The organism is Flavobacterium sp. R1_16, assembly GCF_057652095.1.
In genome coordinates, this window is the sequence record NZ_JBYFCG010000007.1 from 113,557 (window position 1) to 129,329 (window position 15,773).

General features: G+C 34.5%; 14 protein-coding genes. 3 read left to right on the plus strand and 11 right to left on the minus strand.

What is annotated here, in order from left to right:
* Positions 1–22 precede the first annotated feature (22 nt).
* From uvrB to nudK, 3 genes are all read right to left on the minus strand, one after another.
* Positions 23–2,014: an excinuclease ABC subunit UvrB gene (gene uvrB / locus AC23L6_RS11530; protein ID WP_487562502.1), complete on the minus strand. Its 1,992-nt coding sequence runs from the start codon at positions 2,012–2,014 to the stop codon at positions 23–25.
* A 109-nt stretch (positions 2,015–2,123) separates the two neighbouring features.
* A complete protein-coding gene (locus AC23L6_RS11535; protein ID WP_487562501.1) occupies positions 2,124–2,561 on the minus strand; it encodes a VOC family protein in 438 nt (145 codons plus the stop codon).
* A 52-nt stretch (positions 2,562–2,613) separates the two neighbouring features.
* Entirely contained in the window at positions 2,614–3,198 is a 585-nt protein-coding gene (nudK, locus tag AC23L6_RS11540) for a GDP-mannose pyrophosphatase NudK (protein ID WP_487562500.1), read from the minus strand.
* Positions 3,199–3,362: 164 nt separating this feature from the next.
* Between nudK and AC23L6_RS11545 the strand changes: the two genes are divergently transcribed.
* A complete protein-coding gene (locus AC23L6_RS11545; protein WP_487562499.1) occupies positions 3,363–3,974 on the plus strand; it encodes a hypothetical protein in 612 nt (203 codons plus the stop codon).
* Between the two features lie 105 nt (positions 3,975–4,079).
* On the plus strand, positions 4,080–4,742 hold the full coding sequence (locus AC23L6_RS11550; protein ID WP_487562498.1) for a hypothetical protein: 663 nt from the start codon (positions 4,080–4,082) through the stop codon (positions 4,740–4,742).
* A 1-nt stretch (position 4,743) separates the two neighbouring features.
* On the opposite strand, the gene AC23L6_RS11555 is transcribed toward AC23L6_RS11550, so the two are convergent.
* The 6 genes from AC23L6_RS11555 to trmD all read right to left on the minus strand — a co-directional run bounded on the left by AC23L6_RS11555 (position 4,744) and on the right by trmD (position 11,538).
* Complete coding sequence (locus AC23L6_RS11555; RefSeq protein WP_487562497.1) at positions 4,744–5,406, minus strand: thiamine diphosphokinase; 663 nt, start codon at positions 5,404–5,406, stop codon at positions 4,744–4,746.
* A gap of 74 nt (positions 5,407–5,480) precedes the next feature.
* Positions 5,481–6,302 (minus strand): DUF4249 domain-containing protein, encoded by an 822-nt coding sequence (locus AC23L6_RS11560; protein ID WP_487562496.1) that lies wholly within the window; start codon positions 6,300–6,302, stop codon positions 5,481–5,483.
* A gap of 5 nt (positions 6,303–6,307) precedes the next feature.
* The gene (locus tag AC23L6_RS11565) at positions 6,308–8,716 is read right to left on the minus strand and encodes a TonB-dependent receptor (RefSeq protein ID WP_487562495.1); all 2,409 of its coding nucleotides are present in this window, start codon (positions 8,714–8,716) and stop codon (positions 6,308–6,310) included.
* Between the two features lie 181 nt (positions 8,717–8,897).
* A complete protein-coding gene (locus tag AC23L6_RS11570; RefSeq protein WP_487562494.1) occupies positions 8,898–10,121 on the minus strand; it encodes an NADP-dependent isocitrate dehydrogenase in 1,224 nt (407 codons plus the stop codon).
* A 222-nt stretch (positions 10,122–10,343) separates the two neighbouring features.
* Positions 10,344–10,694 carry a 50S ribosomal protein L19 gene (gene rplS / locus AC23L6_RS11575; protein WP_487562493.1) on the minus strand — a complete coding sequence of 117 codons (351 nt, stop codon included), beginning with the start codon at positions 10,692–10,694 and terminating at the stop codon, positions 10,344–10,346.
* A gap of 163 nt (positions 10,695–10,857) precedes the next feature.
* On the minus strand, positions 10,858–11,538 hold the full coding sequence (gene trmD, locus AC23L6_RS11580) for a tRNA (guanosine(37)-N1)-methyltransferase TrmD (RefSeq protein WP_487562492.1): 681 nt from the start codon (positions 11,536–11,538) through the stop codon (positions 10,858–10,860).
* A gap of 126 nt (positions 11,539–11,664) precedes the next feature.
* Here trmD and AC23L6_RS11585 point away from each other — a divergent pair, with 126 nt between their 5' ends.
* Entirely contained in the window at positions 11,665–12,597 is a 933-nt protein-coding gene (locus tag AC23L6_RS11585) for a peptidylprolyl isomerase (protein WP_487562491.1), read from the plus strand.
* A gap of 73 nt (positions 12,598–12,670) precedes the next feature.
* Here the strand turns inward: AC23L6_RS11585 and AC23L6_RS11590 are convergent, their stop codons facing one another.
* The gene (locus tag AC23L6_RS11590) at positions 12,671–13,942 is read right to left on the minus strand and encodes a glucose-1-phosphate adenylyltransferase (RefSeq protein WP_487562490.1); all 1,272 of its coding nucleotides are present in this window, start codon (positions 13,940–13,942) and stop codon (positions 12,671–12,673) included.
* A 4-nt stretch (positions 13,943–13,946) separates the two neighbouring features.
* Positions 13,947–15,362, minus strand: a complete 1,416-nt coding sequence (locus AC23L6_RS11595; protein ID WP_487562489.1) for a glycogen synthase — start codon at positions 15,360–15,362, stop codon at positions 13,947–13,949.
* Positions 15,363–15,773 lie beyond the last annotated feature (411 nt).

The following is a 15,773-nucleotide window of genomic DNA, read 5'->3' on the forward strand; positions in this document are numbered from 1 at the left end:
TAACAAATTTATAAAAAATTAGTTACTTAATCTTCTCTTGCAATACTTTAATCTCGTCTCTCAATTTTGCGGCTTGCATAAAGTCTAAATCTTTAGCAGCTTTTTCCATCGCTTTTCGTTTTTCGCGAATGCGTTTTTCAATTTCGGGTTTAGATAGATATTCCGTTTCGGGTTCAGCAGCAATAGGAGTAGTGTATCCTAATTCGTAATCTATTAATGGATTTTTAGTAAAAGCACTTTCTATTTTTTTATTTAATGCCTGAGGAACAATATTATTTGCAGTGTTAAAGTTGATTTGTTTAGTTCTTCGGTAATTGGTTTCATCAATCGTTTTTTGCATGCTATCCGTAATCTTATCTGCATACATAATAGCTTTTCCATTCAGGTTTCTAGCGGCTCGACCAATAGTTTGAGTCAACGAACGATGACTTCGCAAAAAACCTTCCTTATCTGCATCTAAAATAGCTACCAAGGAAACTTCGGGTAAATCCAAGCCTTCACGAAGTAAATTAACACCAATCAAAACATCAAAAATTCCTTTTCGCAAATCCTGCATAATCTCGATTCGTTCTAGCGTATCCACTTCGGAGTGGATGTAGCGACAACGAATTCCAACTTTAGCCAAATATTTTGCCAATTCTTCCGCCATTCTTTTGGTTAAGGTCGTCACCAAAACACGTTCGTCAATTTCTGCTCGCTGCTGAATTTCTTCAATTAAATCGTCGATTTGGTTCAAGCTTGGTCGAATTTCAATTACAGGGTCTATCAATCCAGTTGGACGAATAATTTGCTCCACATAGACGCCATCTGTTTTTTGTAATTCATAGTCTGCTGGTGTTGCAGATACATAAATCACTTGATTTTGCATGGCTTCAAACTCTTCAAACTTCAACGGGCGATTGTCCATGGCGGCAGGTAAACGAAAACCGTATTCTACAAGGTTTTCTTTTCGGCTTATATCACCTCCATACATCGCATGTACTTGTGAAAGGGTTACGTGACTTTCATCGACTACCATTAAAAAATCTTTTGGAAAATAATCAATCAAACAGAAAGGTCTGGTACCTGGCAAACGACCGTCGAGATAGCGAGAATAGTTTTCAATGCCAGAGCAATAGCCTAATTCGCGAATCATTTCCAAATCGAAATTGGTTCGTTCTTCCAAACGTTTGGCTTCGAGATGTTTCCCTATTTCTTTAAAATAATCAACTTGTTTCACCAAATCTTGTTGAATTTCCCAGATAGCATTTTGCAATACATCGGGCGAAGTCACAAACATGTTGGCAGGATAAATTGTTAGTTTTTCAAACGTTTCTATAACCTGAGAATTCTTGACATCAAAACGTTCGATTTCTTCTATTTCATCTCCAAAAAAGTGAATACGATACCCATCATCAGCATAACTAGGATAAATATCTACTGTATCACCTTTGATTCTGAAACTTCCGGGGTTAAAATCGGCTTCGGTTCTTGAATACAAACTTTGCACTAACTGGTGTAATAATTTGGTACGAGAAATGATTTGACCTTTTTCTATTGGGATTACATTTTTTTGAAATTCTATAGGATTACCAATACCATACAAGCAAGAAACTGATGCCACAACTAGGATATCTCTTCTTCCCGAAAGTAGAGAAGCAGTGGTACTCATTCGCATCTTTTCCAACTCGTCATTAATAGATAAATCCTTTTCGATAAATACTCCAGTAACTGGCATAAAAGCTTCGGGTTGGTAGTAGTCGTAGTAGGAAACAAAGTATTCCACTGCATTATTCGGGAAAAATTGTTTGAATTCCGAATACAATTGGGCAGCCAACGTTTTATTGTGTGCCAAAACAAGAGTAGGGCGTTGCACTTCTTGAATTACATTGGCAACGGTAAATGTTTTTCCTGAACCAGTAACTCCCATTAACGTTTGGAATTTTTCACCATCAAGAATGCCTTTGGCTAATTTTTCAATGGCCTGTGGTTGATCGCCTTTAGGTTGATAATTGGATACTACTTGGAAATTCATGGAGTAAGGAAAAGATTCAAAGTTGCAAAGGTACAAAGGAATTGAATAAAAAAAGTTGTGACATTTTTATCATTTTGAAAATTTTGTCACATGTTTGATAAGCTCATTTTTATATTTTTCCTTTGTATTTTGGGTCAAAATCTACCATCCATTCAATGCCATATTTGTCTCTAAACATCCCAAAATAGGAACCCCAAGGACTGTCTTCCATAGGCATCTCAACAGTTCCGCCTGCCGAAAGACCGTTAAATAATTTGTCGGCTTCTTCACGACTTTCTGCACTAATAGCTATTTTAGACCTATTTTCATTTTCATTCACTTTTCCCATAAACTCGGGAACATCATTGGCCATTAAAACATTTTTACCAATAGGCAAAGCAATGTGCATGATTTTATTGGCTTCACGATCTGCCACTGGAAATTCAGGGCTCGCCATATCTTTGAAACGCATAATCATGGCAAACTCTCCGCCAAAGACTGATTTATAAAAATGGAATGCTTCTTCAGCATTTCCGTTGAAGTTAATGTGTGGGTTGATTAATGCCATAATTTTATTTTTTAGGTTGTTTTTTGATTTTTAATGTTCTTAATATAAACAATTATACTACTAAATTATAGATTTTAGCATATTGTAAAAGCATAATGGTTTTAGCATCTTTTATTTCGCCTGTAGTAATCATTTGCAAGGCTTTTTCGAAGGGTATTTCCAAGACTTCTATGTTTTCTTGTTCCTCATCGAGTCCTCCGCCTTCGTTGACTTTCATTTCTTTTGCATATTCGCCAACAAAAAAATGAATGGTTTCAGTCACTGAACCCGGAGACATGTATACTTCAAATATTTTTTGTACTTGGTTTATTTTATAGCCCGTTTCTTCTTCAGTTTCTCTCTTGATGCATTCTTCGGGGTTTTCGGTATCGAGAAGTCCAGCGCAGGCTTCAATCATCATTCCTGATTCATTTCCGTTTAAATACGTCGGAATGCGCAATTGACGTGTCAGAATAACCGTTTGATTAGGTTTGTTATACAGTAAAATTGTTGCACCATTTCCTCTGTCGTAAGCCTCTCGGTATTGTGTTTCCCAACTGCCGTCTTTTTTTTGGTATTCGTAAGTAATTTTTCTGAGGGTGTACCAATTGTCAGAAAGGATTTCGCTTTTCGTAATTTTGAATGTCGGATTTGTCATTGAAAAAGGAGTTGTTATAAAATGGAATAACGATTATTATGGTGTAAAAGTACTTTTTTGTTTGAATTATATTGTATTAAATGAGTCAACTCTAAATTTATTTGTTTAAATTTGAGGATGTTTTTTTTACAAGTGAAAACTCGTTAACTATCTAATTATTTATTATGAAAATCAGATTATTTTTTACAGTTATTTCTTTGGTTTGTTCCCAAATTAATTTTGCACAAGAGGTTAAAACCGAAGTTCTTCCGGGTTCTGTATCAGATTCTATTGCTAATGCGACAAAAGTAAAAGATGCAACGAATGGAGTTGCACCTGCTACTGCCACTGCAAGTGCCGCAGAAATTTTGGCTGCTCAAAAAGCCACCGAAAAAGCGGAGAAAAAAGCCCAAAAAGAAGCAGAAAAAGTTCTTAAAGAAGAATCAAAAGCCCAAAAAGCAGCTGAAGATGCAAAAAAAGAAATCGAGAGAAATCAAGAAAAATTAAAAGAGCAACAAGATAAAATTCTGAAAGAACAACAAGCTCAAATTAAAAAACAAGAAAAAATTAATGACGCGGAAGACGACCTTGCCAAAGCTAAAGACAGATTAAAAAAGGCTGAAAAAGATTTGCAGAATGATACAGAGAAGCACAATAAAAAATTAGCAAAAGGCAAATTGTCGCCGAATGATATCGAAAAATTTGAAAAGGATAAGGCCAAACAACAAAAGCGAATTGAAGAGTTGAAAGAAAAAGTGGAGAAAGAAGAAAATCAATTGAGAAAAGCAAAACGATAGTCGAGCTTCTTTTTACTATGATAAAAAAATGATAAAATGTATTGGCTTTTTAGTAAATGCATTATTTTATCGATTATAAATCTATCTCTTATTGAGATACATTGTATGAAATATAGTAAAGAACATGATATTATGAGAGGGTTATTCTCGATTTTTATATTAATCGGTTTTTCTTTAAACGGTGTAGCTCAGAGTGAGTTTCTCAACAAGTCGGGTTCGTTTGCTCCCTTGGGTTCTAGTCTAAGTTTGCCACCTACAACTCCTTCGGCTTCCGTTTTTAAATTGAATTCGAAACCTGAAACAACAACTCCAAAATCTATTTTGGAAACCAATACCTTACAGTTTACAAATCCTAATGATTTTAAGAATCCTGGAGATATTTATAAAGAAAAATGGAACAGAAAAGAAGGTGAAGATGAATCTAAAATATTCCGAAAAGATCAATATTTAGGAGATTTCAAAAGTAAATCAGCTTATGTAAAAATTAGTTATCGCGATTTTGGAGAAGTCGATGGAGATGAGATAAGAGTTTTAGTAAATGATAAAGTAGTGGTTCCTCGAGTTTTTTTAGACGGAAGTTTTAAAGGATTAGAGCTAGGATTAGAAAAAGGTTTTAACAAAATAGATTTTGAGGCTCTAAATCAGGGTTACTCTGGACCCAACACAGCTGAATTTCAAGTTTATGATGATAAAGGACAACTCGTTTCTGCCAATCAATGGAATTTAGCCACAGGTTTTAAAGCGACTATAATCGTAGTAAAAGAATAATTTAGTCAATACATTCCATCAACAATAAATCACCTTCTTTGTGCTCAATTTTTACAATTCCGTCTTGAGCAACATGATTGCTACTACCTGTTCTATAGCCAATAGTAAGGCTGTCATCCTTTAGGGGATAAAACAAATTTTCAGAGTGAATTCCGCTGACATGACCAATTGGAATTAAAGAAATAATAGTATCGGCTGGGTACCATTTTTCGAACTTTTTTGGCAACACAAATACTTTTGAATGATTGTCTAGAATTACAATCTTAAGTAGGTCTCTGTATCTGACAATGGTTGTTAAATTCGTAATGGTATGATCGGCACGTTTTCCTGTTGCCCAAACTACATTTACAGCAGGAATTTTTCTTTCTATCAGATAATCAAATGCTTTTTCTAAATCGGTTTTGTTTTGGTCTGGAGTATGAACAATTTCTATAGGATATTGTGATTGTAGCAATTCGTATGGATTGAAATCCCTGTCAAAATCACCTAAAACCACATCTACCTTAATATTCAAATCAATTACCCTTTCTATCGCAGAATCTAATACGACGACAAGGGGAGACCATTCTAATAATTGCCCTAAGAGTTCCTCATTACACGAGGCGCCGTTTGCAATGATTAAAGCAGGTTCTTGATCGTCACGAACGATGTGATGAGAGGACATAATGGTATAGAATTATAAACAACAAATATAGGGATTCATTCGGTCGGTTCAAATGCTTACTAGAAAATGGCTACTCATTCAATAGTGTAATTTTTAGTATCCATTTCACTCAAACTAAAATATCCAAGCGCATAATTTGACGGGTTAGAGGTATTAATGATATTTCCCCTTACTGTTGCTGGAGGAGACTGAAAAGGACCTCCGCCATTATTACCTGCAATACTCAATAAAATACTCATGTAATTGTAATATTCTTTAGATATACCAAAATGGGTAATCTCAATTTCATCTCCTATTTTTAATTCATCATTTTGCGATAGGCTAAAGAAAGTATTCCCTTGAAAATAGGTGTCATCATCAACATAATAATCAAACTTCACTTGAGAAGAATATTTGTATTTGTATAGATAGAAATTGTCAACATTAGCGGGGTCACTATAAAAACATTTAATTTCTATGTCTTTTCCTGTAAAACCGCCTTCATTATTTTGTGCAATACTTTCAATTGGGGCAACAGGTAATAATGTTTCTTGAGCGGTAAAGGTTTCTCCTTTATAAATAACGGTAAGCGTGTAGGTTTCGTTCAGTATGGGTGCAAAGTTGGTGCAGCTATATTCGCCAGTGTTTGGCTTTTCTATAAAATTGAAAACTATATTTTTGCTATTTGTGATAAAAACAGTAGCTCCAGAAACCTTAGGAATTGTAGTGCTAAAATAATCTGTAGTTGTACTTAGTTTAATTTTTTGATCGTTTCCGGAGGTTCCCTTTTGCCAATTAATAGCAGCTTCGATGACTAGTTTTGGCGGAGCAGTATTCAAATCAACATCGACGACCTCTTCACAACTCAAGAAAAATAGATTTGTTATAAGTAGTATGGTTAAATATATTTTTTTCATGACAATTAAAATTTAAAGTTATAACTAACAGCAGGAACCATACCGAAAATGGAAGTTCGCACCGCTTCATTAATTCCCGTATCGGCATTTTGTCTAAAGTTAATGGAAGCCGCATTCTGTCTGTTATAAAGATTGTAAATGCTGAAAACCCATTCTGATTTCCAGTTTCTGTTTTCGTTTTTATGAGGTGTTAATGTAGCTGAAATGTCTAAATGATGGTAGGCTGGTAGACGGTTTTCATTTCGTAATCCATAACTAGGAACATTAATTTTTAGATATTCATAAAAATTATTAGGGTAGGTAACAGGTTGTCCCGATTGTAAAATAAAATTAGCTCCAAAACTCCATTTTTTATTTAAGTTATAGTTTCCAGTGACAGCAACATTATGTAATTTGTCATAAACGGAATTGTACCATTCTCCATTATTTATTCCTGATTCTTCAGTTGTTCTTCCCGGTGTTTGTTGTTCAGATTTGGATAATGTATAGGATACCCAGCCATTGAATCTGCCTTCATTTTTTCGTAGCATGAGTTCCAAACCATACGATCTTAGACGACCATTAAGTATAACTTGTTCAATAGCATCGTTAGCAATTAAATTCGCTCCATCTATATAATCGAGTCTGTTTTTTACTTTTTTATAATAGGTTTCAATTTCTAAAGAGTACATGTCGTCAAGGAAATTCCTGAAATAGCCTAGGGCGACTTGATCTGCAATTTGAGGTTTTATAAAGTTATCGCTTGGCGTCCAAACATCGAGTGGTGTTGGTGATGAGGTGTTGGAAATAAGTTGTAAATACTGTACCATTCTATTGTAACTCAATTTTATAGATTGTTTGTCATCAAGTTGATAGGCTAGTGCTGCTCTCGGTTCTAAATTATCGAAATGGGCAATAGTTTTATTTTTTCCGTAAAATTTGGAGTCTATTGGAGTCGCTTTTTCATAAATCTGAAGGGCAGTATTAAAAAGGACGGGATTGTCATTTGCATAAATATTTACATTAGATTGACCCAATCGGTAGAACAAACTGTAACGCAGTCCGTAAGTTAAAGCTAATTTTTTTGACAGCTCTTGCTCGGCATCAATATATAAAGCAGGTTCAAAGGCTTTCTTTTTTTCTAATTGATCAAAATTAATTCCTGAATTTTCATCCGAGGGCTTAATCGTTCCCGGATTGAAATCATAGTAGATGGCATTTGCTCCAAAATTCAATTTGAAATTATCTGAGATATAGTTTTTAAAATCGTATTTTATGTTATAATTCTTGATACCAGAATCCCATTTGAACCCAACAAAATCTAGGTCTAAACCATAATAATAGTCACTATAAATTAAGGATAAATTGGAAAATAATTTATCAGAAAATAGGTGATTCCATCTAAGATTCAAGGTAGAATTTCCATAGATATTCGTAAAACTTTTGTTTAAACTAAAAACATCTCTTCCAAAATAACTGGACAAATACAGATTGTTATTTGGATTTAATTTGTAACTGAACTTAGCATTCAAATCATAAAAATAGGCAGCATTATTTTTTTGATCTTCGGATAATTTTAAAAATAAATGTGCATACGAAGCTCTTCCGCCAATAAGGAATGAACCTTTGTTTTTTACGATTGGACCTTCTGCTAAAAGACGGCTAGAAATTAAACCAATTCCACCATTCATGTGGAAATCATTGCTGTTTCCGTCTTTCTGGTAAATATCTAATACTGAAGAAGCTCTACCACCAAAACGCGCCGGAATTCCACCTTTGTACAACTTTAAATCTTTAATAGCATCGGGATTAAATACGGAGAAAAACCCAAAGACATGTGAGGAATTGAAGATAGTTGCTTCGTCTAAGAGAATTAAATTCTGATCGGCACCACCACCTCGAACGTTGAAACCAGATGCGCCTTCACCAGCATTGGTAACTCCAGGCAAGAGCAAAAGCGATTTTAAAACATCAACTTCACCCAATACTACAGGCATCTTTTTGATGGTAGAAATGGACAGTTTATTCACGCTCATTTCAGCTTTTCTAATATCGGTAGCTTTTCTAGAATCGGAGATAATTACCTCTTGTAATTGTTCTTCGTTATTAAAAAGAGCAAAATTATATTTTGTGTTTTTGTCTAAAACAATGTCGTTGTCTTGATTTTTATAACCAATATAACTTAGCTGAATTTTATAGGTTCCCCTAGGGATGGTAATGGAGTAGAAACCATATTCATTGGTGGTTACACCTGTTTTTAATTCTGGAATGAAGAGGTTGACTCCAATTAAAGTTTCATTGCTTTTGGCATCAGTTACTGTTCCGCTTAGCGTAAATTTTTGTTTTGTTTGTTCACTGTCATTGGTAATTTGAGAAAATACATTACCAAAAAATAGAAAGGTACAAATCGTGAAATAAATATTTTTTAAAATCATAGATAGAGTTACACTTTTTACTAAAATTCGTAAGACGGACAAAATTAGAGTTTGTTACGGTTAATAGTGTTGTTTTTAGCTTTTTTTAAGATAGATTTAGATTTTGTTTTGAGTTTTTATTTAGCTATAAAAAAAGGCAATTGTTTCCAATTGCCTTCTTTATAAAATATATCTAAAAAAATTACGCTAGTTTAGCATCTAAGTTTTCTTTGATAGCGGCTAAGAATCCTTCGGTGGTTAAATAATCAGCTGCTGTCAATCCTTCTGGTTTAACAAGCATCGCTAAATCTTTAGTCATTTTTCCACTTTCAACAGTATCGATGCACACTTGTTCTAATGTCAAACAAAAATCAATTAATTCTTGGTTTCCATCTAATTTACCTCTGTGCTCTAATCCTCTTGTCCATGCAAAAATAGACGCAATTGGGTTAGTAGATGTAGCTTTTCCTTTTTGATGCTCTCTGTAGTGACGTGTCACTGTTCCGTGAGCTGCTTCAGCTTCAACAGTTTTTCCGTCTGGTGTTACCAATACAGAAGTCATTAGTCCTAATGAACCAAAACCTTGTGCAACAGTATCGGATTGTACGTCACCATCATAGTTTTTACAAGCCCAAACAAATCCGCCACTCCATTTCATGGCAGATGCTACCATGTCATCAATTAATCGGTGTTCGTAGGTAATGCCAAATTTTTCAAATTCTGCTTTGTAATGTCCTTGGTACACTTCTTCAAAGATGTCTTTGAAACGTCCGTCATACGCTTTCAAAATGGTGTTTTTTGTAGAAAGATATAGAGGCCATTTTTTAGTCAATGCCATTTGAAAAGAAGAATGAGCAAATCCGTAGATGCTTTCATCGGTGTTGTACATAGACATTGCAACTCCATCTCCTTTAAAGTCATACACTTCCCAAGTTTGTGTTTCACCTTCGTCAGAAACAAAAGTCATGGTAAGTTTTCCTTTTCCTTTAATAACAGTATCGGTTGCTTTGTATTGATCTCCAAAAGCGTGACGACCAATAACGATGGGTTTAGTCCACCCTTGCACATAGCGAGGGACATTGCTCATGATAATCGGTTCACGGAAAACGGTTCCACCAACGATGTTACGAATGGTTCCATTAGGAGATTTCCACATTTTAGAAAGGTTAAATTCTTTAACGCGTTCTTCATCTGGAGTAATTGTAGCACATTTAATACCTACATTATATTTTTTGATGGCTTCGGCCGAATCAATTGTGATTTGGTCTTTGGTAGCTTCACGGCTTTCAATTCCTAAATCATAATATTTAATGTCTAATTCTAAATAAGGAAGAATTAATTTTTCTTTAATGAATGACCAAATGATTCGAGTCATTTCATCTCCATCCAATTCAACAACTGGATTAACTACTTTAATTTTTGCCATGCTATAGTTATGAGGTTTATTTTTTATAAAATATTGAGCGCAAATATAATAAAACGTAATCGTAAAAAAATAATCGTTAGCCTTTTGTTTTGATAAGTAAAGGTTAAATTATCAAATTACTGTTTTTCTAGTTTTAAATTATATAAAATATAATTTTAAGAGAGATATTAAAAAAAAATTCCAACGTTGTGTTGGAATTTTTTATGATTGAGAGACAATTGATTATCTTCTTTTATCTCTAATTTTTGCTTTTTTACCAGTAAGTTCTCTAAAGTAGAAAATTCTAGCTCTACGAACGTGACCTTTCTTATTGATTTCAATTTTTTGCAAAGCAGGCAAGTTAACTGGGAAGATACGCTCTACACCAACTGAACCTGACATTTTACGGATAGTGAAAGTTTCTGTATTTCCAGAACCTCTTCTTTGAATAACAACTCCTTTAAAAAACTGAGTTCTTGTTTTTTCACCCTCTTTAATTTCGTAGTAAACTGTGATAGTATCACCAGCTCCGAATTCAGGGAAATCTTTTTTTGTTACAAATTCGTCTTGAACGAATTTTAATAAATCTGCCATGATAATATGTTAATTATGGTTTTAAATTCGAGCAACATTCGCGGTTTTCGCCAGAGGTTAATCAAATGTGGGTGCAAATATAAAAATTAATTAATAATTGACAATGTATAATTGATAATTATTTTAAGATGCAATAGGCTCATTATCAATTGTTAATTATTTATTATTCATTGTTAAGCAAATCAGGTCTTCTTTTTTTAGTGTGCTCATAGGCCATATCATCATTCCATTTGTCAATTTTAGCAAAATTACCGCTGGTCAATACCTCTGGAACCTTCCAACCTTTGTAATCAGCAGGTCGAGTGTAGATAGGACCTGACAATAAATTATCTTGAAAACTATCCGTAAGCGCAGACGTCTCATCACTTAAAACTCCTGGAATTAATCGAATGATAGCATCTGATAAAACTAAAGCGCCTAATTCACCACCACTTAAAACATAGTCGCCTATAGAAATTTCTTTGGTGATAAAATGATCGCGAACTCTTTGGTCCACTCCTTTATAATGACCACAGAGGATGATGATATTTTCATACATCGAAATGGTATTTGCCATCTTCTGATTCAAAGTTTCTCCATCTGGCGTCATGTAGATTATTTCGTCATACTGTCTTTCACTTTTTAGATGAGTAATACAAGCATCAATAGGTTGAATGGTCATTACCATTCCTGCACCGCCTCCAAAAGGGTAATCATCGACACTTTTTTGTTTGTTAGTAGTGTAATCTCTTAAATTATGGATATGAACTTCTACTAAACCTTTATCAATAGACCGTTTCATTATTGAAGATTCAAAAGGACTTCGAAGTAATTCAGGAAGAACAGTAATAATATCTATACGCATGACTTAGTTTTCAAAGCGGTAAAGGTACAAAGTTTTCGAGTTTTCAAACAGTGTAATCAACGAATAACCCGAGAGCTATTTTAAAATTAATTTTGTAATTTCGCCCTTCATTAAAAACAAACGCAAATGGAAAATGGAATATATGCTAAATTTAATACCACAAAAGGTACAATTTTAGTAAAACTAACACACGATTTAACTCCTGGGACAGTTGGAAACTTTGTAGGTCTGGCTGAGGGAAATCTAGAAAATAAAGTAAAACCACAAGGAAAAAAATACTATGATGGATTAAAATTTCATAGAGTGATTCCCGATTTTATGATTCAAGGAGGATGTCCTCAAGGGACAGGGACTGGAGATCCAGGATATAAATTTGATGATGAGTTTCATCCTACTTTAAAACACGATAAGCCAGGAGTTTTGTCTATGGCAAATTCGGGACCGGGTACTAATGGTTCTCAGTTTTTCATTACACATGTTCCTACTTCATGGTTGGATAACAAACATACTGTTTTTGGTCAGGTAGTCGAAGGACAAGATATTGTTAACCAAATTGTTCAAGGAGATATCATTGAAAGTTTGGAAATTGTTAGAGTAGGTGATGAGGCGCAAAAATGGAATGCTGTTGAAGCATTTAGAGTTTTTGAAGGTTCTCGTGCTAAACGTGAGGCTGCTGAACGTGCTGCTGCTGAAGCAAAAATGGAAAAACTAGCTGCTGGTTTCGAAAAAACAGAAAGCGGTTTGCGTTACCAATTTATTCAAAGAGGAAATGGAAAAAAAGCTGAAAAAGGCAGAACGGTTTCAGTTCATTATTCAGGTCAATTAGAAGACGGAAAAGTTTTTGACTCTTCTTATGCAAGAAAGAAACCAATCGAATTCCCTCTCGGTATGGGGCATGTAATTGAAGGTTGGGATGAAGGTATCGAGTTATTACAAGTAGGTGATAAAGCCCGATTTGTAATTCCATCTCATTTGGGTTATGGCTCGAGAGGAGCAGGAGGAGTAATTCCACCAAATGCTACTTTAGTTTTTGATGTAGAATTGATGGATGTGAAGTAATAGTATTTACATTTAAAATAAAAAAAATCCCAATAGCTCATGTTATTGGGATTTTTTATTCGATTGATTTGTATCAAACGGTAAATCCGTCGGGAAGCGTAACTCCCTTTTTTACTACAATTATTCCATCTTTTACGGTATACAATTTAGTATTGGTATTTTCTAGATGTTTTCCTCCATTTAGAGTAACATCGTTACCGATTCTACAATTTTTGTCTACAATAGTATTATTGATAAAGCAACGTTCACCAATACCAATGTTGATGATATTGCGTTCGATATTGGTTCTGATTTCATCCAAATTTTGATAAAAATCATTACCCATCAAGTAAGAGTTCGTAATTGTGGAACCGTAACCAATTCTACTTCTAATTCCTATAACAGAATGCTCTACCTTGCAACCATTGATGATACAACCTTCAGTGACGATTGATTTGTCAAAAGTAGATGCTCCGGTAATCTTGGTAGGAGGTAGAACCCTTGCTCTGGTGTAGATTTTACTTGAATTATCAAAAAGGTTGAATTTTGGTATATCATCGGTCAAGCCCAAATTAGCCTCAAAGAAAGAATCAATATTTCCAATATCGGTCCAATAGCCTTCATATTGATAACTTAAAATTTTATGTTTCCCAATGGCTTGCGGAATAATTTCTTTTCCAAAATCTTTTGTATCAGGATTTGACATTAATTCTACAAGTAATTCTCTGTTGAAGATGTAAATACCCATAGAAGCTAGATAATGTTTACCTTCAGTCTTCATTTCTTCACTTACTTCGGATGTCCAGTCAGGTAGTAACTCTGGAGCGGGTTTTTCAATAAATGAGGTGATGAAATTCTCAGAATCTGTTTTTAGAATACCAAATTCAGAAGCTTCTTTTGCAGTTACAGGCAAGGTCGCTATAGAAATAGAAGCACCGCTTTTTTCGTGCTCCTTAATCATTTCATTAAAGTTCATTTGGTACAATTGATCACCTGATAGAATTAACGCATAATCAAAATTATGATTCATAAAATGTTGCATACACTGTCTAACTGCATCTGCAGTTCCTTGAAACCAAGTTGGATTATCAGGAGTTTGTTCGGCGGCCAAAATATCAACAAAGGCCGTGCTGAAATGGCTAAAGTGATAGGTGTTTTTGATGTGCTGATTCAAAGAAGCTGAGTTGAATTGCGTCAAAACAAACATTCTTGAAATATCAGAATTAATGCAATTGGATATTGGAATATCTACCAATCGATATTTTCCTGCTATTGGTACTGCAGGTTTAGAACGACTTTCTGTTAGCGGTGCTAACCTTGATCCTTGCCCACCTCCTAAAATGATGGCTAAAGTGCTCTTTTTCATGTTTTTACGGTATTAAGGATTTGTATAGTATAGTATATTTTTCTGCGACAGAATTCCAGGAATGATCAATTTCCATTCCTACTTTTATCAGGGAATTCATTTTTTTGGGATTACCAAATAATTCTATGGCTCGTTTTATGGAATGATTGATGTCGTAAATGCTAGTTTGATCATGACAAAGTCCAAATCCACCATCACCCATGTCAAGGACAGTGTCTTTCAAACCTCCAATTCTTCTCACGATGGGAATGGTTCCGTAGCGTAGGGCATACATTTGGTTCAATCCGCAGGGCTCTACTCTTGAAGGCATCAAAAGAAAATCGGCTCCAGCATAGGCGAGATGAGATAATTGTTCATTGTAACCAATGTAATAATTATAATGACCAAAATAGAAGTTTTTCAAGCCTTGAATACTTCTTTCAATATCAGGATTGCCGGAGCCAATGATTAAAATATTGATTTCGCCTGCATTTTGATTCAATGCGGTACTACAAGCTTCGGTCAACAAATCGGCTCCTTTTTCAGGAACAAATCGACCAATAAAAACAAATAGCGGTTTCTCGGAATTGAGATTGAATTGTTCGCACAGGAATTCTTTATTTTTGTTTTTACCAGGCTCAAAATTGGAGTCATTATACTTATAATGAATCATCGGGTCGCTATCAGGATTCCAAACTTCAGTATCAATACCGTTGAGAATTCCAATTGATTTTTCACGTTCATAGCGCAATAAATTTTCTAAACCATTGGCATAAGTAATAATCTCATCAAGATAACTTGGCGAAACGGTGGTGATTTTCCAAGCACATTTTACTGCAGAAGCCAAAGGATTTATCCTACCGTTCCATTCTAAAAGTCCTGATTTAGTTTCGTCAAATGCAGGGAGATAGTTTATTTTTTCAGCATTAAATGCCCCTTGATATTGGGCACTGTGAATGGTTATAATTGTAGGTGTATTTTTTAAAGTAGTATAGGCTAGGCAATTTTGCACCATGAATGGAATAAGCGCTGTGTGATGATCGTGACAATGAATACTGTCAGGCTTTTGTTTGGTCGCCACAATCCAGTTCAAGAAAGCAATTTGAAAGCTTAAAAAACGTTCCGTGTCGTCTTCATAGGCATATATTTTAGGTCTATCAAAAAGTTCTGAAATGGCAATGGTGTAGAGTTCGAAACCTAGCGAATTGGTTTGTTCTTTTAAAACTTCAAATGAAAATTCAAATCCACCGAGTTGGAGCATTCCTTCGTAGCTTTTTTCGAATGTATTTTCTTCAAAAAAAGGCAGGGTGTAATGTGGAATCACAACGGTGGTATCATGACCTAATCGATTGAGGTATTTGGGTAATGAGCCAACAACATCTGCCAGTCCGCCTACCTTTGCTGCAGGATAACATTCGGCGCTAACATGAAAAATCTTCATAAAAAAACTATTTTCAAATCTACGTTGTTAAGATACTCAATTATTTCATTTTATTCTACGTTTTAAAATTAGTAATAAAATCTGAGCTCTGTTTTTTTTATTTGCTATAAAAACTATACAAAACCCATTTATTTGGATTATTATTTTATAAATGAGTCGTTTTTTTAGGTTTTACCACAACAGGCTATGATTTTGAAGTAAATCGATACATAGCATTAGTAAATATGGAAACTTATTTTAGGAGGAGACAGTTGAATTTGTTTGTGGGCACGGATTGCAAATCCGCGCTATCGGGGTTATTAATATTTTCATTGCGTTCAGTTTTAATATTACCGCTAACGTTTTGCCTTTAGTTTGCATAATCAAATAAATAGTTATTTTTCCGAAGAAGAAACGGGTGAACTAAAACGT

Excerpts from the sequence above, each read along its gene's own strand:
- uvrB (WP_487562502.1), bottom strand. The coding sequence starts at position 2,014 with ATGAATTTCCAAGTAGTATCCAATTATCAACCTAAAGGCGATCAACCA.
- AC23L6_RS11535 (WP_487562501.1), bottom strand. The coding sequence starts at position 2,561 with ATGGCATTAATCAACCCACACATTAACTTCAACGGAAATGCTGAAGAA.
- nudK (WP_487562500.1), bottom strand. The coding sequence starts at position 3,198 with ATGACAAATCCGACATTCAAAATTACGAAAAGCGAAATCCTTTCTGAC.
- AC23L6_RS11545 (WP_487562499.1), top strand. The coding sequence starts at position 3,363 with ATGAAAATCAGATTATTTTTTACAGTTATTTCTTTGGTTTGTTCCCAA.
- AC23L6_RS11550 (WP_487562498.1), top strand. The coding sequence starts at position 4,080 with ATGAAATATAGTAAAGAACATGATATTATGAGAGGGTTATTCTCGATT.
- AC23L6_RS11555 (WP_487562497.1), bottom strand. The coding sequence starts at position 5,406 with ATGTCCTCTCATCACATCGTTCGTGACGATCAAGAACCTGCTTTAATC.
- AC23L6_RS11560 (WP_487562496.1), bottom strand. The coding sequence starts at position 6,302 with ATGAAAAAAATATATTTAACCATACTACTTATAACAAATCTATTTTTC.
- AC23L6_RS11565 (WP_487562495.1), bottom strand. The coding sequence starts at position 8,716 with ATGATTTTAAAAAATATTTATTTCACGATTTGTACCTTTCTATTTTTT.
- AC23L6_RS11570 (WP_487562494.1), bottom strand. The coding sequence starts at position 10,121 with ATGGCAAAAATTAAAGTAGTTAATCCAGTTGTTGAATTGGATGGAGAT.
- rplS (WP_487562493.1), bottom strand. The coding sequence starts at position 10,694 with ATGGCAGATTTATTAAAATTCGTTCAAGACGAATTTGTAACAAAAAAA.
- trmD (WP_487562492.1), bottom strand. The coding sequence starts at position 11,538 with ATGCGTATAGATATTATTACTGTTCTTCCTGAATTACTTCGAAGTCCT.
- AC23L6_RS11585 (WP_487562491.1), top strand. The coding sequence starts at position 11,665 with ATGGAAAATGGAATATATGCTAAATTTAATACCACAAAAGGTACAATT.
- AC23L6_RS11590 (WP_487562490.1), bottom strand. The coding sequence starts at position 13,942 with ATGAAAAAGAGCACTTTAGCCATCATTTTAGGAGGTGGGCAAGGATCA.
- AC23L6_RS11595 (WP_487562489.1), bottom strand. The coding sequence starts at position 15,362 with ATGAAGATTTTTCATGTTAGCGCCGAATGTTATCCTGCAGCAAAGGTA.